The organism is Vibrio sp. 10N.222.52.C3 (assembly GCF_041474195.1).
GTDB classification, from domain to species: Bacteria; Pseudomonadota; Gammaproteobacteria; order Enterobacterales; family Vibrionaceae; genus Vibrio; species Vibrio crassostreae_C.
Genome location: NZ_JBFRTQ010000017.1, coordinates 1 through 23,257, shown reverse-complemented (window position 1 = coordinate 23,257; position 23,257 = coordinate 1). Strand labels below are relative to the sequence as shown.

Below are 23,257 nucleotides of genomic sequence, written 5' to 3'. Positions count from 1 at the left end.
TTCTTTCACTACTAATAATATGTGGACTCTTAGTATTTATTTCAAGCTAAAAAATAAATAATCCGCACATTTGCTTCTAGGTCTTACTTCTTGCCTTCAGAAGCTTGCATTGCAAGAACCGTATCCAGCATTCGGTTCGCAAAGCCCCATTCATTATCACACCACACTAGCATTTTAACTAAGTGGCCGTTGCTCACTCGCGTTTGTGAACCATCAACGATTGCGCTATGGGGATCGTGATTAAAGTCGATGGAAACGAGCGGCGCTTCAGTATAGTCAACTATATTGTGTAATGTACACTGGGATGCATTAACAATGGTTTGATTTACGTCATTAACTTTCACATTTGCATTAATTGTGACACTTAAATCCATCGCTGTTACGTTTACCGTCGGCACACGCACAGATATAGCTTCAAATTTGTTGGAAAATTTCGGGAAGATTCTTTCAATACCTTTATGCAACTTGGTATCGACAGGAATGATCGATTGGCTTGCTGCTCGAGTACGACGCAAATCGCTGTGGTACGCATCGATAACTTGTTGATCATTCATTGAAGAGTGAATAGTCGTAATCGTACCGGACTCGATACCAAAGGCGTCATCAAGAACCTTAATGATAGGGACAATACAGTTGGTGGTGCACGAACCATTGGAAACGATTTGGTGGTCCGCTTCGATGGTATCGTGGTTCACACCATAGATAATGGTGTTATCGAGGTCATTGGCACCGGGGTGAGAAAACAGTACCTTTTTCGCCCCTGCAGCAATGTGCGCGAGGCCGTCATCTCGGCAACCATAAACACCGGTACAATCGAGAACGATATCCACCTCAAGGTCACGCCAAGGCAACAGCTCAATATCAGCAAGATGTAAGATACGAATGGTATCAAACTCACCCTTGTCTTCAGCACCAATGCCATGATGGACATAAATGTGCTCTTGATCGTTAGAGATTTTCTTACCGAAGCGGCCGTGACTGGTGTCGTACTGCAATAGGTGAGCCATAGCGTCAGGCTGAGCAAGCTCATTGACCGCTACTACTTTGATTTGTTGGCTTTTGCCACTTTCATAGACAGCGCGCAATACATTACGCCCTATTCGTCCAAATCCATTTATCGCGACTTTTAGCATAGTTCCGTACATCTAACCAAAATTTCGTGCAACAGATGATAACTGAATCCTACCCAAAAGGCATTACTTGAATAACTCAGCTTGTTCATGACAGATTGATCTGTTGCTTATAGAGATGAGTCTAGGAGAAACAAATCCCAGAGACAAAAAACCGAGCTCAGCGCTCGGTTTTTTTATTCATTTCATTGTTAGCACTAAGCTAGCAATCAATGATTAAGCAAGAAGCTCTTTCGCGGTGTTTACTACGTTTTCAGTAGTGAAACCGAACATCTTGAATAGCTCGCCTGCTGGTGCAGATTCGCCGAACGTTGTCATACCTATGATCTTGCCACCGAAACCAACGTACTTGTACCAGAAGTCAGCGATGCCAGCTTCTACTGCGATACGAGCAGTAACGTCAGATGGAAGTACAGACTCACGGTATTCAGCATCTTGCTTGTCGAACGCGTCAGTTGCAGGCATAGATACTACGCGTACTGCTTTACCTTCAGCGGTTAACTGTGCAGCAGCTTCAACAGCAAGCTCAACTTCAGAACCTGTTGCAATGATGATTAGCTCAGGCTTGCCTTCACAATCTTTCAGGATGTAACCACCCTTAGCGATGTTAGCTACTTGCTCAGCATTACGATCTTGTTGTGCAAGGTTTTGACGAGAGAAGATTAAAGATGAAGGACCATCTTTACGCTCAATAGCCAGTTTCCAAGCCACTGCTGATTCAACTTGGTCACATGGACGCCATGTGCTCATGTTTGGCGTTAGACGTAGAGATGCGATCTGCTCAACCGGTTGGTGAGTAGGACCATCTTCGCCTAGGCCGATAGAGTCGTGCGTGTAAACTTGGATGTTCTGAACTTTCATCAGAGCAGCCATACGCATTGCATTACGCGCGTATTCCATGAACATTAGGAACGTTGCGCCGTATGGTACGAAACCACCGTGCAGAGCGATACCGTTCATGATAGCCGTCATACCGAATTCACGTACACCGTAGTGGATGTAGTTACCAGAGAAGTCAGTCGCTTCAAGAGACTTAGAACCAGACCACATAGTTAGGTTAGAAGGTGCAAGGTCAGCAGAGCCACCCATGAATTCTGGAAGCATTTGACCAAACGCTTCTAGTGCGTTTTGAGATGCTTTACGTGAAGCGATGTTTGCTGGGTTAGCTTGAAGATCAGCAATGATTGCGTTTGCTTTCTCTTCCCACTCAGCTGGAAGTTCGCCGTTAGTACGACGTTTGAATTCTGCTGCTAGCTCAGGGTAAGCCGCTGCGTATGCGTCAAACTTAGCATTCCACGCTGCTTCTTTCGCTGCGCCTGCTTCTTTTGCATTCCACTCAGCTGCGATATCCGCTGGGATTTCGAAAGGACCGTGTTCCCAACCCAGTGCCGCTTTAGTTGCTGTGATTTCATCAGCGCCTAGTGGAGCACCGTGACAGTCGTGCGTACCTGCTTTGTTTGGAGAACCAAAACCGATGATAGTTTTAGTACAGATAAGAGTTGGACGAGGGTCTGCTTTAGCCGCTTCAATTGCTGCGTTGATAGCGTCAGAGTCGTGACCATCTACCGCTGGGATTACATGCCAGCCGTAAGCTTCAAAACGCTTAGGTGTATCGTCAGAGAACCAACCTTCAACTTCACCATCGATAGAGATACCGTTGTCATCCCAGAAAGCAACCAACTTACCAAGACCAAGCGTACCTGCTAGAGAACATGCTTCGTGAGAGATACCTTCCATCAGACAGCCATCACCCATGAATGCATAAGTGTAGTGGTCTACGATGTCGTGGCCTTCTTTGTTGAACTGAGCAGCAAGCGCTTTCTCAGCCATTGCCATACCAACAGCGTTAGTGATGCCTTGACCTAGAGGACCAGTCGTTGTCTCGATACCAGGAGCGTAACCGTACTCTGGGTGACCTGGAGTCTTAGAGTGCAATTGACGGAAGTTTTTCAGGTCTTCAATTGAAAGCTCGTAACCTGCAAGGTGAAGCAGAGAGTAAATCAACATTGAACCATGGCCGTTAGACAAGATAAAACGGTCGCGGTCAGCCCACTCTGGGTTTGCTGGGTTGTGGTTCAAGTGGCCACGCCAAAGAACTTCAGCGATGTCAGCCATACCCATAGGTGCGCCTGGGTGGCCTGAATTTGCTTGTTGAACACCGTCCATGCTAAGTGCGCGGATTGCATTGGCTAGATCTTTACGAGAAGGCATGTCTGCTCCTGAGTACATAAGCGATTTAAAAAAGAGATAATTGCTAAAGTTTTCATTTTTATTAGCGCGGGTATTCTCTCAAACGACTATTGCGACTGCAAACGTTTTACTGGCATTTTAACGGTCATTTTTCGCAATTTTCGAACATTTACATCACTTGGCAGTGGCTTATCTCAATCGATACGCAAACGATTAGTTATGACATATCATAAAAAAGAGCTTGTAATTCGACCGCTGGAATTTAAAATAGCCGTCTAGATGTAGAAACACCTACAAAATATACTGTATTTAATGGCGGCGCTTCCTAGCTTGCGACGCCTGAAATTATTTGCATTTAACTATTTGCAACTAAAAACTAAACTAAAAGTGGAGCTCTCATGGCTAAGCACCTATTCACTTCTGAATCTGTTTCAGAAGGCCATCCAGATAAAATTGCAGACCAAATCTCTGATGCTGTTCTTGATGCCATCTTGGAACAAGATCCAAAAGCACGTGTTGCTTGTGAGACTTACGTTAAAACCGGCATGGTTATGGTTGGCGGTGAAGTAACAACGTCTGCATGGGTTGATATCGAAGAAATCACTCGTGAAACAGTACGTGAAATTGGTTACGTTCATTCTGATATGGGCTTTGACGCTGACTCTTGTGCTGTTCTAAACACAATTGGTAAGCAGTCTCCAGACATCAACCAAGGTGTTGATAAAGAAGACCCTAAAGAGCAAGGCGCAGGCGACCAAGGCATCATGTTTGGTTACGCGACTAACGAAACACCAATCCTAATGCCGGCTCCAATTACTTACTCTCACCTTCTTGTTAAGAAGCAAGCTGAAGTACGTAAGAGCGGTAAACTTGACTTCCTTCGCCCTGATGCGAAATCTCAAGTTACGTTCCAATACGACCAAGGTAAAATCGTTGGTATCGACGCTGTTGTTCTTTCGACTCAACACTGCGATTCAGTAACAACACCGGATCTACGTGAAGCAGTAATGGAAGAGATCATCAAACCAGTACTTCCTGCTGAGTGGATCAACAAAGACACTAACTTCTTCATCAACCCAACAGGCCGTTTCGTAATCGGTGGCCCAATGGGTGACTGTGGTCTAACAGGTCGTAAGATCATCGTTGATACCTACGGCGGCGCAGCTCGTCACGGTGGCGGTGCATTCTCTGGTAAAGATCCATCAAAAGTTGACCGTTCTGCAGCTTACGCGGCTCGTTACGTTGCGAAAAACATCGTTGCTGCTGGCATGGCTGACCGTTGTGAGATTCAACTGTCTTACGCTATCGGTGTTGCTGATCCAACATCTATCATGGTTGAAACGTTTGGTACTGAAAAAGTAGCTCACGAAATTATCATTGAAGCAGTTCGTCAAAACTTCGACCTACGTCCATACGGTCTTCAAGAGATGTTGAACCTTCTTCAGCCTATCTACAAGCAGACTGCTGCATACGGCCACTTCGGTCGTGAAGAGTTCCCTTGGGAAGCGACTGACAAAGCAGCAATCCTTGCGGACTTCGCTGGCCTAAAATAATTTAGCCACTGCGATTTGTTTCTTTAAAGCCCTTACTTCTTAGTAAGGGCTTTATTTTTATGTACTTACCTTACTTTCACTCGCCATTCTCTTCTCTAATGCCCTTCTTTACCGTTAACCACTTAGTATAAAAAACCGCTGATAATTTGTGTTTTCTAACACTACTGACAATAGTTAAGGTAACTCCTAAGAGATCAAGCTCACATTTAACTTAAATTAATTCAGCCTGATAACGCTCGTTAAATGCACGCTAGAACAAAAACTGGGATGACAAAGAGCAATTTAGCTCAACACCATAACTCTCACACAAGCCACATCGATGAGCCTTATGGAATTATAACTAGGACGTTATTTAACTAGGGGGATCTATGCCTCGTACCGCGCACCCATCCGAACTGAACGATAAAAAACACAAGGTCAGCGATAAGGATTACGCTCGCACCATTCCTTGTAACCAAATCAGTATTTCCGCACCCTTTCATTGGTTGTCGCTTGCTCTGCATGACTTAGTAAGAATGCCATTAATCAGCGCATTCTACGGTTTGTGCTTTATGGGAGCGGCAATCGCCATTGTTCAGCTTGTCCAATGGCAAGGAACACACTTGGTCGTAATGCCAAGCCTGATCGTGTACATGCTAATAGGGCCGTTTCTTGCTCTGGGCTTGTATGACGCAGCTTGGGAAAGAGAAAAAGGCCACAACGCAAGCCTACTGCACTCGATGAAAGCCATCACTCGCAACTCCACCCACCAATGGGCCTTTGCGATCGTATTGATGGTTGCGATGATATTCTGGATGCGTATCGCTGCGTTATTGCACGCGCTCTACCCTTCAGTGCAAGGCGCACCACTGGCTGAGTTCGCTCCCTTCTTAATTACGGGTTCTGTGATTGGTTTTGTTATCGCAAGCCTCATATTTAGCATCTCAGCATTTTCAATTCCGTTAATGATGGAGAGACGCGTTGATGTGATGAGTGCAATTTTCACTAGCTTTAATGCCGTGAAATCGAACATTCCTGCAATGGTGGTTTGGGCAAGTATTATTTGTGCCGGTATTCTGGTGGGTTTTGCCACCTACGGCATCGGAATGATCGTCACCATGCCGCTACTTGGTTATGGTACATGGCACGCTTATCACGAGATCATTAAGAAAAAACATCACGTGTAAAGCATCGCTAGATCAAAAAGCAATGTTATGATGAGGCCTTGGCTTAAACGCTGAGGTCTTTTATTTGGAGTTAACAACGTTTGTCTTACACCCCGCAACAACATCGAGCAAATAAGAAATTGGCCGAGTGCCTAGCTATCGCAAATCAACATTTCTCTCGTGAATTTCCACACCCAACTATCACCTTCAAGTTAAGAGGTAAAGCAGCGGGAAAGGCCTACCTTCAGCTCAACGAAATTAAGCTCAACCACGTACTATTTTCTGAAAATGAAGACGCCTTCATCAACGAAGTTGTGCCGCATGAGCTCGCACACCTAATCACGCATCAGGTTTTCGGACGTGTTAGGCCTCACGGAAACGAGTGGAAATACGTGATGGAAAAGGTATTCAACGTTCCAGCCAAAACAACTCACAGCTTTGAAATAGCTTCAGTTCAAGGGAAAACCTTTGAATATCGATGTGAGTGCACCACTTACCCATTATCAATCAGACGACACAATAAAGTGCTTCGAAATCAATCGACCTATCGCTGCCAGCTGTGCAATCAAACCTTATCCTTCACAGGCACACAGCTCAGCTAAAGTCCTAGACTCGCACCTATTCGATTTGGTAACCCCATCCTTTTTATTTCAGAAAGCAACACTCGATTAAGCTGATGATAGAAATGTAATGGAGAAACTCATCCTTTGAGTGCTAGACTGATGTTTATCATACTTTTATCAGTCTTTTTCTATGCAAAAACTCACCATCAAAGCATTTGGCCTACCTGTGTCTTTTTACTTAACAATAGTATTTGGCCTACTGGTAACCCAAAGCGTTCTCGCCGCACCACCGAGCTCATTTTCCAAAGCAAAAAGAGAAGCGGTGAAGATTTACCTCGACCATCCGACTTCATTTTATTGCGGCTGTGACATTACTTGGAAGGACAAAAAGAAAGGCATTCCCGACCTTGATGGCTGTGGCTATCAAGTCCGAAAACAACAAAAGCGGGCGAGTCGAATTGAGTGGGAACACGTGGTTCCAGCTTGGCAATTTGGCCACCAGCGTCAGTGTTGGCAAGATGGTGGGCGCAAGAACTGCACTCGCAATGACAAAATATTCAAATCCATGGAAGCCGACCTTCACAACCTAACTCCGGCCATTGGCGAGGTTAACGGTGATCGCTCCAACTACAACTTCAGTCAGTGGAATGGCATGGATGGTGTGAGCTATGGTCAGTGTGAAATGCAGGTCAACTTCAAGCAGCGTAAAGTTATGCCGCCAGACAGAGCAAAAGGCTCTATCGCGCGTACTTACCTTTACATGAGCCAAGAGTATGGTTTCAAACTATCTAAGCAACAAACCAACCTAATGATGGCGTGGAACAAGCAATTTCCTGTCGACAAGTGGGAATGTACTCGTGATGAGCGAATCTATGCCATCCAAGGTAATCACAACCCATTTGTTTACCCTGCTTGTAAATAACGTCGCTCGTACAATCAACATTCCTAACTATCTCAAACAAGAGTTTCAGAATTGCCCCTGAAACTCTTGCTCTACCCTTGTTTTTTCAACTAAAAGCATCCATGTTAGGCAGAGACAAAATACCCAAATGAACATATTTATAGGTTTACCAGCATGAGAATCCCTCGTATTCATCACCCAGAACGCATTCATCAGTTAGGTTCACTCGCTTTAGGCGAAGATGCCGCGGGTCATGTTGGTCGTGTCCTTCGCATGAAAGAAGGCCAAGAAGTCCTTCTATTTGATGGCAGTGGCGCTGAATTCCCTGCGACGATAGCCGAAGTATCAAAGAAAAATGTCACCGTTAATGTTTCTGAACGCATCGAACGCAGCAGCGAATCTCCGTTAGACTTACATTTAGGCCAAGTGATTTCACGTGGCGACAAAATGGAGTTCACGATTCAGAAATCGGTTGAGCTTGGTGTGAACACCATTACCCCTTTAATTTCAGAGCGCTGTGGCGTTAAGCTTGATACAAAACGCTTCGAGAAAAAACTCGCACAGTGGCAAAAGATTGCTATCGCGGCGTGTGAACAGTGTGGCCGCAATACGGTTCCAGTCATTCGCCCTATCATGCAACTTGAAGAGTGGTGTAGCGAACCGAGTGAAGCATTAAAGCTGAACTTACATCCTCGTGCAAAATACTCAATTAATACCCTTCCAGAACCTATCAGTAAGGTACGCCTATTGATCGGCCCTGAAGGTGGCTTGTCGGCTGAAGAAATCGGCATGACAGAACAATACAAATTTGAAGAGACGCTACTCGGCCCACGTGTACTTCGTACCGAAACAGCAGCTCTAACCGCAATTACTGCCTTACAAGTCCGTTTTGGCGATCTAGGCTAGGAGAAAAAAATGATCAAACTTGGCATCGTAATGGATCCAATTTCATCCATTAACATCAAAAAAGACTCTAGCTTTGCCATGATGCTTGAAGCTCAGCGTCGTGGTTACGAAATCCATTACATGGAAATGGATGATCTACATTTAGATCAAGGCGTAGCCATTGCTGACACTAAGGTTGTTGAACTAAAAGAAGATCCAAACGGTTGGTACGAGTTCAAATCAGAACAGACTATCGCGCTATCCGATTTAGATGCGGTACTAATGCGTAAAGATCCTCCGTTTGATACTGAGTACATCTACGCAACTTACATTCTTGAGCGTGCTGAAGAGAACGGCGCACTGATCGTCAACAAACCACAAAGCCTACGTGACTGTAACGAGAAGTTGTTCACGGCATGGTTCCCTGAACTGACACCGACCACCATCGTGACTCGTAAAGCTGAAAAAATTAAAGCGTTCCGAGAAGAACACGGCGACGTGATTCTAAAACCACTTGATGGCATGGGCGGCGCGTCTATCTTCCGTGTGAAAGAAGGCGATCCAAACGTATCAGTTATTATTGAAACCTTGACCAACCACGGTCAGAACTACGCAATGGCACAAACTTTTGTTCCAGACATCAGCAATGGTGATAAGCGTATTCTTGTGGTTGACGGTGAGCCAATGCCTTACTGTCTAGCGCGTATTCCTGCAAAAGGGGAAACTCGAGGTAACCTTGCTGCTGGCGGTACAGGTGAAGCTCGTCCTCTAAGTGAAACAGACTGGGCTATCGCAAGAGCAGTTGCTCCAGCACTGAAAGAGAAAGGCTTAATCTTTGTTGGGCTTGATGTTATCGGCGACAAGCTGACTGAAATTAACGTGACTAGCCCTACTTGTATCCGTGAAATTGAAGCCGCTTTTGATATTTCAGTTACAGGTAAATTAATGGATGCAATTGAGCGTCGCGTTAACGCTAAATAGCCTAAACTAAAGAAAGCCTTAGCTATTCGAAAACACAGAAATATCTAGGCAAAGAACAATGAGCGGCTTTACGCCGCTCTTTTTCCTTTACTGGGAACACACTGGCAGGAGGCTCTATGAATTTAACGAACCACTTTCTGGTTGCTATGCCCGGAATGAAAGACCCATACTTTCAAAATTCGGTGATTTACCTTTGTGAGCACAATGACGAAGGCGCGATGGGTTTGATGATCAACGCCCCTATTGATGTCACTGTCGGTAGCATGCTTAAGCAAGTTGAGGTTGATTCTGATCAGCCAAAACCCAACCAAGCAAGTCTTGATAAGCCTGTATTGAATGGTGGACCGGTCGCAGAAGACCGTGGATTTATTTTGCACAAACCTAAAGGCAGCTATCAATCCAGCATCAACATGACAGATCAAATCTCGGTGACGACTTCAAAAGATATCTTGATGGTGTTGGGCACAGAAGATGAGCCGATGAATTATTTAGTCGCACTTGGGTATGCAGGATGGGAGCCGGGACAACTGGAAACCGAACTGACCGAGAACTCATGGTTAACCGTTGAAGCCGATCCGAAGGTCATCTTCGATACACCGATTTCTGACCGCTGGAAAGTCGCCGTGCAGATGTTAGGAATAAATGCGGCTCAGCTTTCAGCAGACGCTGGCCACGCCTAGTTCAAATCAGCTAAATAAAATAAACAGACACTCTCAAACACAGATAAATTTGGAAACCCCATGTCACGAACAATTATGGCATTTGACTACGGTACAAAAAGTATCGGCAGTGCGATAGGACAAGAAATCACGGGCACCGCAAGCCCTCTAAAAGCTTTTAAAGCCAAAGATGGCATCCCAAATTGGGTCGATATCGAAAAACAAATTAAGGAGTGGCAGCCGAACCTGATTGTAGTCGGCCTTCCTACCGACCTTCATGGTAAAGACTTAGCAACCATTACACCTAGAGCGAAGAAGTTCGCTAACCGCCTTAAAGGACGATTTGGTGTCGATGTTGAACTGCATGATGAAAGACTCTCGACCACAGAAGCAAGAGCCGACCTTTTTGAAATGGGCGGCTATAAAGCGCTAAGCAAAGGCAATGTCGATAACCAGTCTGCAGTCGTCATTTTAGAGAGCTGGTTTGAAGCACAATATTCATAACGAAAATTAAGAGCTCAAAGATTAAACTCCTTTGTGATCCTATAATGATATTACGACGTAATGTCGAAGCAATTCATTATTAGGTAAGTGGGAGTTCACATGAAAATTTTTCTAGCAATCTTCGTAGCTCTAGCAATATCAGCATGCAGTTCGACAAGCTCCAATAATGCAGGTTATATGAATCATACTTCGACTGACGCAGACGTAATCAGCGAGCCTAAGAACAAGAAGCGTTGATAATACAGACGCAGTCGAACGATGAATATGATGAACGCCTGATTTTAACCTAGAATCAAATCAGGCGTTTTTTATCACCCCATATCTATCTTCACACCAGCCAACGCCCCAGTTCCGTAGTCGTCATCACCACGTCTAGTTTTGAGCATTAAGCGCAAGTCATTAGCAGAATCGGCACTGTGGAACGCATCCTCTTCGCTGATCTTGCCTGCTATCACTAAATCATACAAAGCTTGGTCAAAGGTCTGCATACCTATCTCTTTCGATTTAGCCATGGTTGCTTTCAGTTCGTGTAGTTCACCACGACGAATCAAGTCAGAAACACGAGGGCTATTCAGCAGAATCTCGAATACACCATGACGCCCGCTGCCATTCTTGTCGCGAATGAGTTGCTGAGCGACGACACCACGCAGGTTCATCGATAGGTCAAACAAGAACTGTTCTTTCTGCTCTTTCGGCACCAAATGAAGAATACGCTCTAGCGCTTGGTTAGCGTTATTGGCGTGCAAGGTTGCCATACACAAGTGACCCGTTTCAGCAAAGGTCATCGCGTATTCCATGGTCTCACGGCTACGGATTTCGCCAATCAAGATCATGTCTGGTGCTTGGCGTAGCGAGTTCTTAAGCGCGACTTCATAGCTCTCGGTGTCGAGTCCAACTTCACGCTGTGTCACGATGCACTTTTTATGTTCATGCACAAATTCAATCGGGTCTTCAACCGTCAAGATATGTCCCGAGCGATTGGTGTTGCGATAGCCTGTCATTGCAGCCATTGAGGTCGACTTACCAGAGCCTGTCGCACCAACCACCAGCACAAGTCCGCGCTTAGCTATTGATAGGTCCTGTAGTACATCAGGAAGCTTTAGTTGCTCAAAGGTTGGGATATTAGTCTCGATACGTCGAATGACCGCTCCAGGTAGCTCTCGCTGAAAGAATGCACTGACACGAAAACGACCAAAGTCACGCACAATCGCAAAATTAGCCTCACGCGTTTGCTGATATTCATCACGTCGGTCTTGTTCCATCATCGCATCAAGTAATTGAGCAACTTGAGCCGCATTCAGCTTCTCTCCTTGGGGGCGTAATTCACCATCCACACGAAAAAGGATTGGCGCATCAACCGTGATATAAAGATCCGATGCCTTTTGAGAAAGCATTCCCTCAAGGATTTGATTCAATTCCATTGTGTCCACCTTGATTAAAACATTGAGGTTTCAATTTCGATCTTTTTCTCGACCTCTTCCGAATCAACCAAGCCCTGCGCCATCAGCTGCTTCGCATTTTGTTCCATGGTCTGCATGCCGTGCGCTGCGCCCGTTTGAATGATCGAGTACATCTGCGCAACCTTATCTTCACGAATCAAGTTTCTGATCGCAGGTGTTGCCATCATGATTTCATGACACGCCACACGACCACCACCAACACGCTTTAGCAGCTTCTGGGCTATCACCGAGCGCAGTGATTCAGACAACATCGAACGAACCATATCTTTATCGCTACCTGGGAACACATCGATAATACGGTCGATCGTTTTAGCCGCAGAACTGGTGTGCAGAGTACCAAAGACCAAGTGACCCGTTTCTGCTGCGGTTAACGCTAAGCTAATCGTCTCTTGGTCACGAAGTTCACCAACCAGAATCACGTCTGGGTCTTCACGTAAGGCACTGCGCAGTGCCGCTTTAAAACTGTGGGTATCACGGTGAACTTCACGCTGGTTGACTAGGCATTTATTATTGGTGTGAACGAATTCAATCGGGTCTTCAATCGTCAGAATATGCTTATTGTGGTTGCGATTTACGTAATCAACCATCGCCGCAAGAGTCGTTGATTTACCAGAGCCAGTTGGACCAGTGACGAGCACTAACCCTTTTTCGTAGTTAGCAATCCTTTCGAAGATCTCAGGTGCACCTAACTGATCTAAAGTCGGGATTTCGACAGGGATAGTTCGAAAGACAGCTGAGCAGCCACGGGCTTGGTTAAACGCATTAACACGAAAGCGACCAACATTGGGTAATTCAAAAGAGAAGTCGACTTCCAGTTTTTCTTCAAACTCGCCGCGTTGTGAATCGCTCATGATCTCAAAAACCAAACGATGCACATCAGCATGACTCAAAGCTGGGATTCCAAGCTTCCTTACTTCACCATCTATACGTACCATTGGAGATACACCCGCAGAAAGATGTAGATCTGACGCGTTATGCTTTACACTAAAATCTAGTAACTCAGTGATATCCATTTATTTTCCCTTAAGTAAAGTCAGCTATGAGTAGTATTCAACAAAATATCGAACAAATCACCTCACAGATTCGTAGTGCTGAGCAAAAGTGCGGACGAGCTCCAGAGTCCGTGCAACTTTTAGCCGTCAGCAAAACTAAACCTATTGATGCGATTCTAGAAGCCGCACTAGGAGGCCAAGTTGCCTTTGGTGAAAACTATGTTCAAGAAGGTGTAGATAAAGTAAAACACTTTTCAGAACAACATTCTAACCTAAATTTAGAGTGGCATTTTATTGGTCCAATTCAATCCAATAAAACCCGCCCAATCGCGGAAAGCTTTCAATGGGTGCATTCCGTCGATCGCGATAAGATCGCACAAAGGCTTAATGATCAACGACCAAGCGAACTTCCACCTTTGCAAGTGTTGATTCAGGTAAACACCAGTGGTGAAGAGTCCAAATCTGGAACCTCAGAAGAGACAGTTTTTGCACTCGCGGAGTTGATTTCATCGCTCCCCAACCTCACCTTAAGAGGATTGATGTCGATTCCTGCAAACGTATCTGACTATCAATCTCAGCTTAATGCATTTTCTCAACTGGCAGAGCTTAAAGACAAGCTAGCCGCGAAGTATTCAGACATTGATACCCTTTCGATGGGGATGAGTGGTGATATGGATGCAGCAGTTGAGGCTGGCAGCACAATGGTTCGTATTGGAACAGCTATTTTCGGCGCTCGTGATTACGCGAAATAGCCGTAGTAAGTAACGACAAGTACAAGTATTGATACCGCTTCGCCTTATCCGCGCAGCGACACGCTCAGGATTTTATATATGGTACATAAGAACATCGCCTTTATTGGGGCGGGAAACATGGTTCGCTCAATTGTAGCTGGCTTAGTTGCTAGTGGTTACCCAGCGCAAAAGATTACTGCGACAGCACCTTCAGAAACCAGAAGGCTGCCGTTAGAACAAGAATACGGCATCAATACCACCAGCGATAATATTGCAGCAGCTGAAAAAGCAGACGTTGTTGTGTTATCCGTGAAGCCACAAATGATGGCTGATGTATGTAAACCCTTACAAGATATCGACTTCAGCAACAAACTGGTTATCTCAATTGCCGCGGGTATTAATGCGAATCGACTTAATGAGATGTTAAACTGCCAACTGAACCTTGTTCGTGTGATGCCAAACACGCCATCACTGCTTGGTAAAGGGATGAGTGGTCTTTATGCCGATGCAACTGTCAGCCAAGATGATAAAGACTTTGCTTCTCAGCTGATGCAAGCTGTTGGTGAAGTAAGTTGGGTTGAACAAGAGTCTGGAATCAACAACATCATTGCGGCGGCGGGTAGCGCTCCGGCTTACTTCTTCCTGTTTATGGAAGCGATGCAAGCTGAAGCAATCAAGCAAGGTTTTGACCAAGAAACCGCTCGTAAGCTAGTGCAGCAGTCTGCATTAGGCGCGGCAGAGATGGTGGTAGCAAACCAAGATACTGAATTATCAACACTGCGTGAACAAGTGACATCCAAAGGCGGCACGACCGCAGAAGCACTACGCACGTTTAACGAACATCAACTATCAGACATCGTAGCAAAAGCCATGCAAGCGGCGGTTGCTCGAGCTGAAGAGATGGAAAAACTGTTTTAGTACCAATCAAGGTAAACAAGCATTTTGCCGCTCTGGTTATATCTAAGCGACAAGTAAATCCGAAAAAGGAAACAATATGAACTCGATGAGCTTTCTGATCTCGACCGTTTTTGATCTTTACATCATGGTTGTGATCTTGCGTATCTGGCTACAAGCATCACGTGCAGATTTCTACAACCCATTCTCACAATTCATCGTAAAAGCGACACAACCGGTTGTTGCCCCACTACGCCGAGTTATTCCATCAATCGGCAGCCTTGATCTAGCGACCGTTGTTTTCGCTTATGTGCTGTGTGTACTTAAGTTCGTTGCTCTAAACCTGATTATCTCTGGCGGCGCTGCCGTTTTCGATATTAGCTTCCTTATCTTTGGTGCACTGTCTCTGCTCAAAGCGGCTGGTGGTTTGATCTTCTGGGTTCTACTTATCCGTGCAATCCTAAGCTGGGTAAGCCAAGGTCGTAGTCCAATCGAGTACGTATTCCATCAACTGACTGAACCAATGCTAGTGCCTATCCGCCGTATCCTTCCGGACATGGGTGGTTTCGACCTAAGCGTACTGGTTCTGTTCATTGTTCTGCAATTTGCGAACTTCCTAATGGGCGACATGATTGGCCCTATTTGGTATCAGCTATAATTCAAGTACAAACATCAGGTACTTTGACGATGCCAAAAGCGGTTTGGGCCGAGGAAGACGATATTCTTCTTAGGCTCTATATCCAACCCAAAGCAAGCCGAGACAAAATTGTCGGCTTGCACGGTCAGGAACTGAAAATTGCCATTACTGCACCACCGGTTGATGGCAAAGCCAATGCCCATTTAGCGAAATACCTTGCGAAACAGTTTAAGGTCGCCAAAGGGCAAATTAAGATAGAAAAGGGAGATCTCGGTAGGCACAAGCAAGTTCGAATATGCTCGCCAAGCCAAATCCCAACTGAAGTCAAAGCCATCCTATGATGGCTTTTTGCTATTTATTGGAGTCATTATGCGTTTATGGATAACAGCACTACTCACCGCTCTTGTTGCCTTACCAAGCTCAGCAGGGCAATTTAAGAACATTAAGGATGTCGAGGTTCATTACTCGGCTTTTAATTCCACGTTCTTAACTTCGCAAGTCGCTAAGCAATACAAACTTAAGCGAAATGGATACTCAGCAATCCTCAACATCAGCGTGTTAGACAAGGCTTCTCTAGGCAAGCCTGCGACAACGGCTAAAATTACGGGAACAGCGAAGAACCTCGTTGGAAACACCCGTACTTTGAAGTTTCGAGAAATCAAAGAAGGCGATGCGATTTATTACCTTGCTGAGTTCCCCGTAACTCACGAAGAAAACATCACCTTCGACATCGATGTGAACGCAGGCCTAAAAGGCACTGGTCCACTGCGTTTCACACAGAAATTCTATATAGAAGAGTAAGCTCAAACCTTACTTTTCATTTATTGACTTATTTAGAGCTACATTCCCATGAGTAAGATTGTTTTAGCAACAGGCAACCAAGGTAAAGTTCGCGAGATGGCAGATATTCTGTCTGAGTTTGGTTTTGACGTTGTCGCGCAAAGTGAATTTAACGTTTCAGAAGTCGCTGAAACAGGAACGACTTTCATTGAAAATGCCATCATCAAAGCTCGCCACGCAGCGAAAGAAACAGGGCTGCCAGCCATTGCTGACGACTCAGGTTTAGAGGTTGATTACTTAAATGGTGCGCCAGGTATCTATTCAGCGCGTTACTCAGGTGAAGGGGCAACCGATAAGCAGAACATCAAAAAACTATTAGATGCGATGCAAGGTGTCGAAACTGAAAAGCGTACTGCGCGTTTCCACTGTGTGTTGGTGCTAATGCGTCACGAGAATGATCCAACACCTCTAGTGTGTCACGGTAAATGGGAAGGTCGTATTCTTACTGAAGAACACGGTGAGAATGGCTTTGGCTACGATCCTGTGTTCTTTGTACCAGAAGATAACTGCGCCTCAGCAGAGCTTGAATCTTCGCGTAAGAAGCAACTATCACACCGTGGTAAAGCGCTTGCGTCACTATTCAAGACTCTCAAGGAGCAAGCTCTGTAATGCACAATGCAGCGCTAATACCACCCGCACTTAGCCTCTATGTACACATCCCATGGTGTGTACAAAAGTGTCCGTATTGTGATTTTAACTCTCACGCTCTGAAAGCCGAGATCCCTGAAAAAGAGTACATCGATGCACTGCTTGAAGATCTCGATACTGATATCGAAAAATATCAGCTCAATGGTATGCCTCGCCCACTGCATTCGATCTTTATTGGTGGCGGTACCCCAAGCCTGTTTTCTCCTGAAGGAATTGGCCGATTGTTACAAGGCATTGAACAGCGCATCCCGTTCAAACCTGAAATAGAAATCACCATGGAAGCCAACCCGGGAACTATCGAAGCTGAGCGTTTTGCAGGTTACCAAAAGGCAGGCATTACTCGAATCTCGGTGGGTGTGCAAAGTTTTGAGCAAGAGAAACTGGAAAGACTTGGGCGTATTCATGGTCAAGATGAAGCGGTAAATGCTGCTCATTTAGCGCATAAGATTGGATTGAATAGTTTCAATTTAGACTTAATGCACGGCTTACCCGAACAGAGTATTGAACAAGCGTTGGCTGATTTGGATAAAGCGATAGAACTCGACCCTCCGCACTTATCTTGGTATCAGCTAACAATAGAACCTAACACCATGTTCTATTACAAAACACCAACGCTGCCTGATGATGATGACCTTTGGGATATCTTCGACCTAGGCCATAAGAAGCTCGCAGACGCAGGGTATGTGCAGTACGAAATTTCAGGCTACAGCAAGCCGGGATATCAGTGCCAACATAACCTCAACTACTGGCGCTTTGGTGACTATCTAGGTATTGGCTGTGGCTCTCATGGCAAGCTGAGCTTTACAGATGGACGCATTGTTCGTACCACTAAGGTTAAGCACCCTAGAGGCTATCTAGCTGCGTACCAAAACATGGTAAAACCTTATCTATCAGATGAATTTGAAGTGCCGAATGAAGACCGCCCTTTTGAATTTTTCATGAACCGCTTTAGGTTAATGGAAGCATGTCCAAAGCAGGATTTCATTGATACGACAGGGCTTGGTTTTGACTCGATTCAAAAAACGATTGAATGGGCAAAAGAGCTAGGCTACTTGAAGGAAACCGACACTCACTGGCAGATCACTGAAAAAGGAAAGCTGTTTCTCAATGATCTGTTAGAAGCCTTTATGGCAGAAGAAGACGAGTAGTTCGAGATTCGAGATTCGAGATTCGAGAAGCATTGCGTAAGGGTTGGCTTTAGGGTCAACCCTTTTTGTTTTATAGCCCTCTCTCGGAGCGAAGCGTTCTATAGGAAAACGTCCGTGCTCGAATCTTTCTCTTAGAAAATAGAACGACCAATTCGCTCTGAAAGCAACTCTAGAGCCTTAGTACCTGCGAGCGAGTTGCCAGAAGGATCAAGCTCTGGAGACCACACCGCAATCGTCATTTCGCCAGGAACGATAGCAATAATACCGCCACCAACGCCCGATTTTCCTGGCATACCAACACGGTAGGCAAACTCACCAGCCCCATCGTACAAGCCACACGTCGCAAGCAAAGCATTCAACTGCTTGGTTTGAACTGGCGTGATGATCTCTTTCTTGGTTTGAACCGACACGCCTTTGTTTGCTAAATAGCTAAAGGTTTTTGCCAAATCCACACACGTCATTTTAAGCGCACAAGCGTGGAAGTAGTTATTCAGAACTGGGATAACATCATTCTCAAAATTACCAAATGAACGCATCAAATAAGCAATGGCAGCATTACGATCGCTGTGCATCATTTCTGAAGCCGCTACCACCTTGTCATACACAATATGAGTATCACCCGACAACTGACGCACAAACTCTAACAAGCGGTGCCTAGGCGCAGACAAGCGGCTTTGTAGTAGGTCTGCAACGACAATTGCCCCCGCATTGATGAACGGGTTGCGGGGAATACCATACTCCATCTCAAGCTGAATCATCGAGTTAAAGGCTTGACCAGAAGGCTCTTTGCCTACTCTTTGCCAAATCTCTTCAGGCTTATATAGCACCATAGCTAGCGTCAGGCTCAAGGCTTTAGAAATAGATTGCACAGAAAATGCTTCTTCAGCATCGCCTGCTTTAATCACCTCACCTTCATTAGTGTATACCGCGATCGCCAGTTTCTGGTTCGATACGCGAGCCAGTGCAGGGATATAATCAGCGACCTTTCCCTGTCCAATTAAAGGACGAACTTCGTCTAAGATCTCGGCCAAAATAGCTTGAGTTGGTTTCATGTGCGCTTACTTCTATATTGTTATTTTTGTAGGGGTGTAACATATACCAATCGTAGTAAATAACTGCTCACTCTAGCTTGTTAAAATGCTCGATAACTGCGTTAGAATTTTTGATTGTAGAGTAACTACTTATCGAAAAATGCTGCCTTGTTCTCAAGCCTTTTTCCTACGCTATTTCTGATCACTTACTTACTGTGATTGGTATTACTTTCTGTCGTTAAGCCTTTACTGAAATAAAAGCCTAAGGACAAAAAAGCCAACATTACAATAATGTTGGCTTTAATCAATCCCATAAAGTGTAGGGGTTAAACCCTAAGTCGGATTACCCTTCACTTAATTTGATTCGAAGTTACTTAGTACGCTTGAACTTAATGTCCCAAACACCATGACCTAAACGGTGGCCACGCGCTTCAAACTTAGTTAGCGGGCGCTCATCCGGACGAGGGATGTAATCACCATCTTCAGCGATGTTTTCGAAGCCTGGAGCTACGTTCATCACTTCAATCATATGTTCTGCGTAGTTTTCCCAGTCTGTTGCCATGTGGAAAACACCAGTATCAAGTTGAAGCTTGCCGCGAACCATCTCTGCAAACTCAGCCTTAACGATACGACGTTTATGGTGACGAGCTTTGTGCCATGGGTCAGGGAAGAACAGTTGCAGAGTATGCAGGCTGCTATCTGGGATCATGTGTTCAAATACTTCTACAGCATCGTGACACATTACACGCAGGTTAGTTACGCCAGCATCGCGAGCTGTACCTAAACACGCACCAACACCCGGGCTATGAACTTCAATACCTAAGAAGTTTTTCTCAGGTGCGTTCTTTGCCATTTCAACCAGTGATGCACCCATACCGAAGCCAATCTCTAGTACAACCGGGTTATCGTTGCCAAATACTTCTTTCCAGTTAAGAAGCTCTGGGTTGTAGTCGATACCCATTGTTGGCCAACATTCATTCATCGCGTTCTCTTGGCCTTTTGTTAAGCGGCCTTCGCGGCGAACAAAGCTACGGATCTTACGAACCAGTTTGCCGTCTTCAGTATATTCGTTAGTGGTCACTTCACTCATTGATTTTTGCCTGCACATTGATTAATCAAAGCGGGGATTATCCAAAGAATTGCCTCCGGTGCAAGTCTTTCCGTGGATAAATTCCCACACAATTTGTCTGTTTTACATCCAACGTTAAGTGTGGTGCAATTTCGCTTCTAATAATAGCAAAGCATAGAGCATGTCGTGACTCCTTTCGCAACCGCCATATTAAAGTGGTATGACGCCTACGGGCGTAAAGAATTGCCTTGGCAACAAAACAAAACCGCCTACACCGTTTGGCTATCTGAAATCATGCTTCAGCAGACTCAGGTTGCTACGGTGATTCCATACTACCAACGCTTCTTAGAACGCTTTCCAACGGTTATCGACCTAGCGAACGCCGAACAAGATGAGGTACTCCACTTATGGACAGGGCTTGGTTATTACGCACGAGCTCGCAATCTACATAAAGCAGCCAAGATCGTTGCTGAGCAATATGGTGGTGAATTTCCGCTGTCTATCGAAGAGATGAACGCGCTACCGGGGATTGGTCGCTCAACAGCAGCAGCCGTCTTATCATCGGTTCATAAACTTCCTCATGCGATTCTTGATGGCAATGTAAAACGAACGCTTGCGAGAAGTTTTGCCGTTGAAGGTTGGCCGGGGCAAAAGAAAGTCGAAAACCAGCTTTGGGAACACGCCGAAGCACATACTCCGAACAAAGATGTCGATAAGTACAACCAAGCAATGATGGACATGGGTGCCATGGTTTGTACCCGTAGCAAGCCTAAGTGCACCTTGTGCCCGATTGAAAGCATGTGTGAGGCCAAGAAGCTCGATAGACAGCTCGACTTCCCTGGCAAAAAGCCTAAGAAAGAAAAGCCAGTAAAAGACACATGGTTTGTGATTCTGTATCACGACAACCAAGTGTGGCTCGAACAGCGCCCTCAATCTGGTATCTGGGGCGGATTGTTTTGTTTCCCTCAAAATGAAAACGCAGAGATCGAACATCAACTAGATCTTCGTTCGATCAAAGACACTCAAACCAATTCGATCAAGACCATGATTGCGTTTAGACACACTTTCAGCCACTACCACTTAGATATCACGCCAGTATTAGTGAAATTAGATAAACAACCAGATTTGATAATGGAAGGGGCTAAAGGTCTCTGGTATAACTTATCAAAACCGGAAGAAATTGGCCTAGCCGCTCCTGTAAAGCAGCTTATTGAGAGCCTACCCTTTGAACTGAACGACGACGTTTGAATCAACGAACGCGATAAGAGGAACCACTATGAGCCGCACTGTATTTTGTGCTCGCCTTCAAAAAGATGCTGAAGGCCTAGATTTTCAACTTTACCCAGGTGACTTAGGTAAGCGTATCTTTGACAACGTGTCTAAAGAAGCTTGGGGACAATGGCAAAGCAAGCAAACTATGCTTATCAATGAAAAGAAGCTAAACATGATGGATCCTGAGCATCGTAAACTTCTTGAAACTGAGATGGTTAACTTCCTTTTTGAAGGTAAAGATGTCGTAATTGATGGCTATACTCCACCAAGCGAATAAGACATTTATTTAAGCAATTTTTAATGACATCATGGTTAACGCTGCGATGTCATTTTTGTATGAGGAACTATGAAAAAGCTAAGTTACTTCCTAACAGCCATGTTATTAACTGGCTGCAGCCGTGAATTTGTCGAAAGCATTTATGATGTCAATTACGAGCCAACCAACCGGTTTGTGAAGAATTTAGCTGAGCTACCCGGACAATTTGAAAAAGATACCGGGGCGCTAGATTCATTAATAGATAGCTTTTCAGGCAACATTCAAAAACGTTGGGGTAGCAGTGAAATCAAGATAGCAGGTAAGAGTAACTATGTGAAATACATAGATAATTACTTAAGTCGTTCAGAAGTGAATTTTAGCCAAGGCCTGATAACGGTGGAAACGGTTTCCTCTACCGAACCGAAAAAACACCTCAAAAATGCGATCATGACGACCCTTTTGACGCCAGATGATCCGGCGCATGTCGATCTATTCTCTTCTAAAAGCATCAAGCTAGAAGGCAAACCTTTCCTCTATAATCAGGTCGTAGACCAAGAAAAAAAGCCCATTCAATGGACTTGGCGAGCGAACCAGTTTGCGGATTACCTGATCGCGAATAACCTAAAAACCAAAGAAGTCGACTTTAAAAAAGCCTACTACGTTGAAATCCCAATGGTGGCCGACCACGCTAGCCAGCGTAGTTATCAATATGCCGACATCGTTCGACGAGCGTCTCAGCGTTATGACATCCCTGAAGATTTAATCTACGCTATCATCAAGACAGAGAGTAGCTTCAACCCGTACGCCGTAAGCTGGGCTAATGCTTATGGTCTTATGCAGGTGGTACCTAAAACCGCTGGTCGAGATGTATTTGAACACGTCAAAAAGAAACCTGGTGAACCAAGCCCTGAGTACTTATTCAATCCAGAAAACAACATTGATGCTGGCACCGCATACTTTTACATCCTTAAAAATCGTTATTTGAAAGACGTAAAAAACCCATTAACGCTTGAATACAGTATGATTTCAGCCTATAACGGCGGTACTGGTGGCGTACTCAATACCTTCAATAAGGACAGAAAGCGAGCAATGCAAGACTTAAACTCGCTGCAACCGAGCCAAGCCTACTGGGCGCTTACCAAGAAGCATCCAAATAAAGAGTCGCGCCGATACCTCGAAAAAGTAACGCAATTCAAAAAAGAATTTAACCAAGGTAAAACATAACCCTCACTTTTGAATAAAAAAACAACGAACGAACGGTTTTTTTAATTATTTTCAAAAAAGGAGTTGACGGTTATGCAGAAAATCCGTTTAATAGCGCTCCGTTGCCCGGATAGCTCAGTCGGTAGAGCAGAGGATTGAAAATCCTCGTGTCGGTGGTTCGATTCCGCCTCCGGGCACCACAATTTGATTTGTTGGTGTCAACACTCTTTAACAGGGAGTGGTAGCACGGACGAAAGCATAAAGAATTTAGTGTGCCGACTTAGCTCAGTAGGTAGAGCAACTGACTTGTAATCAGTAGGTCACCAGTTCGACTCCGGTAGTCGGCACCATTCTTTTGCCTCGATAGCTCAGTCGGTAGAGCAGCGGATTGAAAATCCGCGTGTCGGTGGTTCGATTCCGCCTCGAGGCACCATTATTTGGTGCTTAACAAATAATGGTCTTTATAGACCTGATGTTGACACAAATAATTCCCCTTTAGTTCAGTTGGTAGAACGGCGGACTGTTAATCCGTATGTCGCAAGTTCAAGTCTTGCAAGGGGAGCCA

Annotated in this window: 25 protein-coding genes and 4 tRNA genes; 23 read left to right on the top strand and 6 right to left on the bottom strand. The window is 45.0% G+C overall.

What is annotated here, in order from left to right; all coding sequences use genetic code 11:
• Positions 1-83: 83 nt before the first annotated feature.
• Positions 84-1,133 carry an erythrose-4-phosphate dehydrogenase gene (gene epd / locus AB4517_RS02450; RefSeq protein WP_032545627.1) on the bottom strand — a complete coding sequence of 350 codons (1,050 nt, stop codon included), beginning with the start codon at positions 1,131-1,133 and terminating at the stop codon, positions 84-86.
• A 213-nt stretch (positions 1,134-1,346) separates the two neighbouring features.
• On the bottom strand, positions 1,347-3,341 hold the full coding sequence (gene tkt, locus AB4517_RS02445; RefSeq protein ID WP_048605833.1) for a transketolase: 1,995 nt from the start codon (positions 3,339-3,341) through the stop codon (positions 1,347-1,349).
• A 377-nt stretch (positions 3,342-3,718) separates the two neighbouring features.
• Here tkt and metK point away from each other — a divergent pair, with 377 nt between their 5' ends.
• The 9 genes from metK (at position 3,719) to AB4517_RS02400 (ending at position 10,748) form a co-directional block, all read left to right on the top strand.
• The gene (metK, locus tag AB4517_RS02440) at positions 3,719-4,873 is read left to right on the top strand and encodes a methionine adenosyltransferase (RefSeq protein WP_017062234.1); all 1,155 of its coding nucleotides are present in this window, start codon (positions 3,719-3,721) and stop codon (positions 4,871-4,873) included.
• A 368-nt stretch (positions 4,874-5,241) separates the two neighbouring features.
• Positions 5,242-6,039, top strand: a complete 798-nt coding sequence (locus AB4517_RS02435) for a DUF2189 domain-containing protein (protein WP_017067802.1) — start codon at positions 5,242-5,244, stop codon at positions 6,037-6,039.
• Positions 6,040-6,119: 80 nt separating this feature from the next.
• Positions 6,120-6,620: a SprT family zinc-dependent metalloprotease gene (locus tag AB4517_RS02430; RefSeq protein WP_017067801.1), complete on the top strand. Its 501-nt coding sequence runs from the start codon at positions 6,120-6,122 to the stop codon at positions 6,618-6,620.
• A 151-nt stretch (positions 6,621-6,771) separates the two neighbouring features.
• Positions 6,772-7,503: an endonuclease gene (locus AB4517_RS02425; RefSeq protein WP_136981608.1), complete on the top strand. Its 732-nt coding sequence runs from the start codon at positions 6,772-6,774 to the stop codon at positions 7,501-7,503.
• A 153-nt stretch (positions 7,504-7,656) separates the two neighbouring features.
• Positions 7,657-8,388 (top strand): 16S rRNA (uracil(1498)-N(3))-methyltransferase, encoded by a 732-nt coding sequence (gene rsmE / locus AB4517_RS02420; RefSeq protein WP_017062238.1) that lies wholly within the window; start codon positions 7,657-7,659, stop codon positions 8,386-8,388.
• 9 nt (positions 8,389-8,397) lie between these two features.
• Positions 8,398-9,348, top strand: a complete 951-nt coding sequence (gene gshB / locus AB4517_RS02415; protein ID WP_004735482.1) for a glutathione synthase — start codon at positions 8,398-8,400, stop codon at positions 9,346-9,348.
• 116 nt (positions 9,349-9,464) lie between these two features.
• On the top strand, positions 9,465-10,028 hold the full coding sequence (locus AB4517_RS02410) for a YqgE/AlgH family protein (protein ID WP_102333139.1): 564 nt from the start codon (positions 9,465-9,467) through the stop codon (positions 10,026-10,028).
• A 60-nt stretch (positions 10,029-10,088) separates the two neighbouring features.
• On the top strand, positions 10,089-10,511 hold the full coding sequence (gene ruvX / locus AB4517_RS02405; RefSeq protein WP_372147829.1) for a Holliday junction resolvase RuvX: 423 nt from the start codon (positions 10,089-10,091) through the stop codon (positions 10,509-10,511).
• A 99-nt stretch (positions 10,512-10,610) separates the two neighbouring features.
• Positions 10,611-10,748 (top strand): hypothetical protein, encoded by a 138-nt coding sequence (locus AB4517_RS02400; RefSeq protein WP_170791814.1) that lies wholly within the window; start codon positions 10,611-10,613, stop codon positions 10,746-10,748.
• Between the two features lie 74 nt (positions 10,749-10,822).
• Here AB4517_RS02400 and AB4517_RS02395 read toward each other — a convergent pair whose 3' ends face one another.
• Both AB4517_RS02395 and AB4517_RS02390 read right to left on the bottom strand, forming a co-directional pair.
• Positions 10,823-11,932 carry a PilT/PilU family type 4a pilus ATPase gene (locus AB4517_RS02395; RefSeq protein ID WP_017062241.1) on the bottom strand — a complete coding sequence of 370 codons (1,110 nt, stop codon included), beginning with the start codon at positions 11,930-11,932 and terminating at the stop codon, positions 10,823-10,825.
• A gap of 14 nt (positions 11,933-11,946) precedes the next feature.
• On the bottom strand, positions 11,947-12,984 hold the full coding sequence (locus AB4517_RS02390; protein WP_017062242.1) for a type IV pilus twitching motility protein PilT: 1,038 nt from the start codon (positions 12,982-12,984) through the stop codon (positions 11,947-11,949).
• Between the two features lie 26 nt (positions 12,985-13,010).
• Between AB4517_RS02390 and AB4517_RS02385 the strand changes: the two genes are divergently transcribed.
• The 7 genes from AB4517_RS02385 (at position 13,011) to hemW (ending at position 17,861) form a co-directional block, all read left to right on the top strand.
• Positions 13,011-13,715 carry a YggS family pyridoxal phosphate-dependent enzyme gene (locus tag AB4517_RS02385; RefSeq protein WP_017062243.1) on the top strand — a complete coding sequence of 235 codons (705 nt, stop codon included), beginning with the start codon at positions 13,011-13,013 and terminating at the stop codon, positions 13,713-13,715.
• Positions 13,716-13,793: 78 nt separating this feature from the next.
• Positions 13,794-14,612 (top strand): pyrroline-5-carboxylate reductase, encoded by an 819-nt coding sequence (gene proC, locus AB4517_RS02380; RefSeq protein ID WP_017063196.1) that lies wholly within the window; start codon positions 13,794-13,796, stop codon positions 14,610-14,612.
• Between the two features lie 76 nt (positions 14,613-14,688).
• Complete coding sequence (locus tag AB4517_RS02375; RefSeq protein ID WP_017067798.1) at positions 14,689-15,246, top strand: YggT family protein; 558 nt, start codon at positions 14,689-14,691, stop codon at positions 15,244-15,246.
• 29 nt (positions 15,247-15,275) lie between these two features.
• On the top strand, positions 15,276-15,566 hold the full coding sequence (gene yggU, locus AB4517_RS02370; protein ID WP_017067797.1) for a DUF167 family protein YggU: 291 nt from the start codon (positions 15,276-15,278) through the stop codon (positions 15,564-15,566).
• 28 nt (positions 15,567-15,594) lie between these two features.
• Positions 15,595-16,026, top strand: coding sequence for a DUF4426 domain-containing protein (locus tag AB4517_RS02365; RefSeq protein WP_017062246.1), 432 nt, complete (start codon positions 15,595-15,597; stop codon positions 16,024-16,026).
• A 48-nt stretch (positions 16,027-16,074) separates the two neighbouring features.
• Entirely contained in the window at positions 16,075-16,674 is a 600-nt protein-coding gene (locus AB4517_RS02360) for an XTP/dITP diphosphatase (RefSeq protein WP_017062247.1), read from the top strand.
• Positions 16,674-17,861 carry a radical SAM family heme chaperone HemW gene (gene hemW, locus AB4517_RS02355; protein ID WP_017067796.1) on the top strand — a complete coding sequence of 396 codons (1,188 nt, stop codon included), beginning with the start codon at positions 16,674-16,676 and terminating at the stop codon, positions 17,859-17,861. Before AB4517_RS02360 ends, hemW begins: the two co-directional genes overlap by 1 nt.
• Before the next feature lie 131 nt (positions 17,862-17,992).
• On the opposite strand, the gene glsB is transcribed toward hemW, so the two are convergent.
• Together glsB and trmB are read right to left on the bottom strand one after the other, a co-directional pair.
• A complete protein-coding gene (gene glsB, locus AB4517_RS02350) occupies positions 17,993-18,913 on the bottom strand; it encodes a glutaminase B (protein ID WP_017062249.1) in 921 nt (306 codons plus the stop codon).
• Between the two features lie 349 nt (positions 18,914-19,262).
• Positions 19,263-19,982, bottom strand: coding sequence for a tRNA (guanosine(46)-N7)-methyltransferase TrmB (gene trmB / locus AB4517_RS02345; protein ID WP_017062250.1), 720 nt, complete (start codon positions 19,980-19,982; stop codon positions 19,263-19,265).
• Between the two features lie 165 nt (positions 19,983-20,147).
• Here trmB and mutY point away from each other — a divergent pair, with 165 nt between their 5' ends.
• The 7 genes from mutY to AB4517_RS02310 all read left to right on the top strand — a co-directional run bounded on the left by mutY (position 20,148) and on the right by AB4517_RS02310 (position 23,257).
• On the top strand, positions 20,148-21,209 hold the full coding sequence (mutY, locus tag AB4517_RS02340; protein ID WP_065584120.1) for an A/G-specific adenine glycosylase: 1,062 nt from the start codon (positions 20,148-20,150) through the stop codon (positions 21,207-21,209).
• Between the two features lie 28 nt (positions 21,210-21,237).
• On the top strand, positions 21,238-21,510 hold the full coding sequence (locus tag AB4517_RS02335) for an oxidative damage protection protein (protein ID WP_010435637.1): 273 nt from the start codon (positions 21,238-21,240) through the stop codon (positions 21,508-21,510).
• Between the two features lie 69 nt (positions 21,511-21,579).
• Entirely contained in the window at positions 21,580-22,713 is a 1,134-nt protein-coding gene (gene mltC / locus AB4517_RS02330; RefSeq protein WP_372147828.1) for a membrane-bound lytic murein transglycosylase MltC, read from the top strand.
• Positions 22,714-22,816: 103 nt separating this feature from the next.
• Positions 22,817-22,892, top strand: a tRNA-Phe gene (locus AB4517_RS02325).
• Between the two features lie 74 nt (positions 22,893-22,966).
• Positions 22,967-23,042, top strand: a tRNA-Thr gene (locus AB4517_RS02320).
• 7 nt (positions 23,043-23,049) lie between these two features.
• Positions 23,050-23,125, top strand: a tRNA-Phe gene (locus AB4517_RS02315).
• Positions 23,126-23,181: 56 nt separating this feature from the next.
• Positions 23,182-23,257: transfer RNA gene (locus AB4517_RS02310), tRNA-Asn, on the top strand.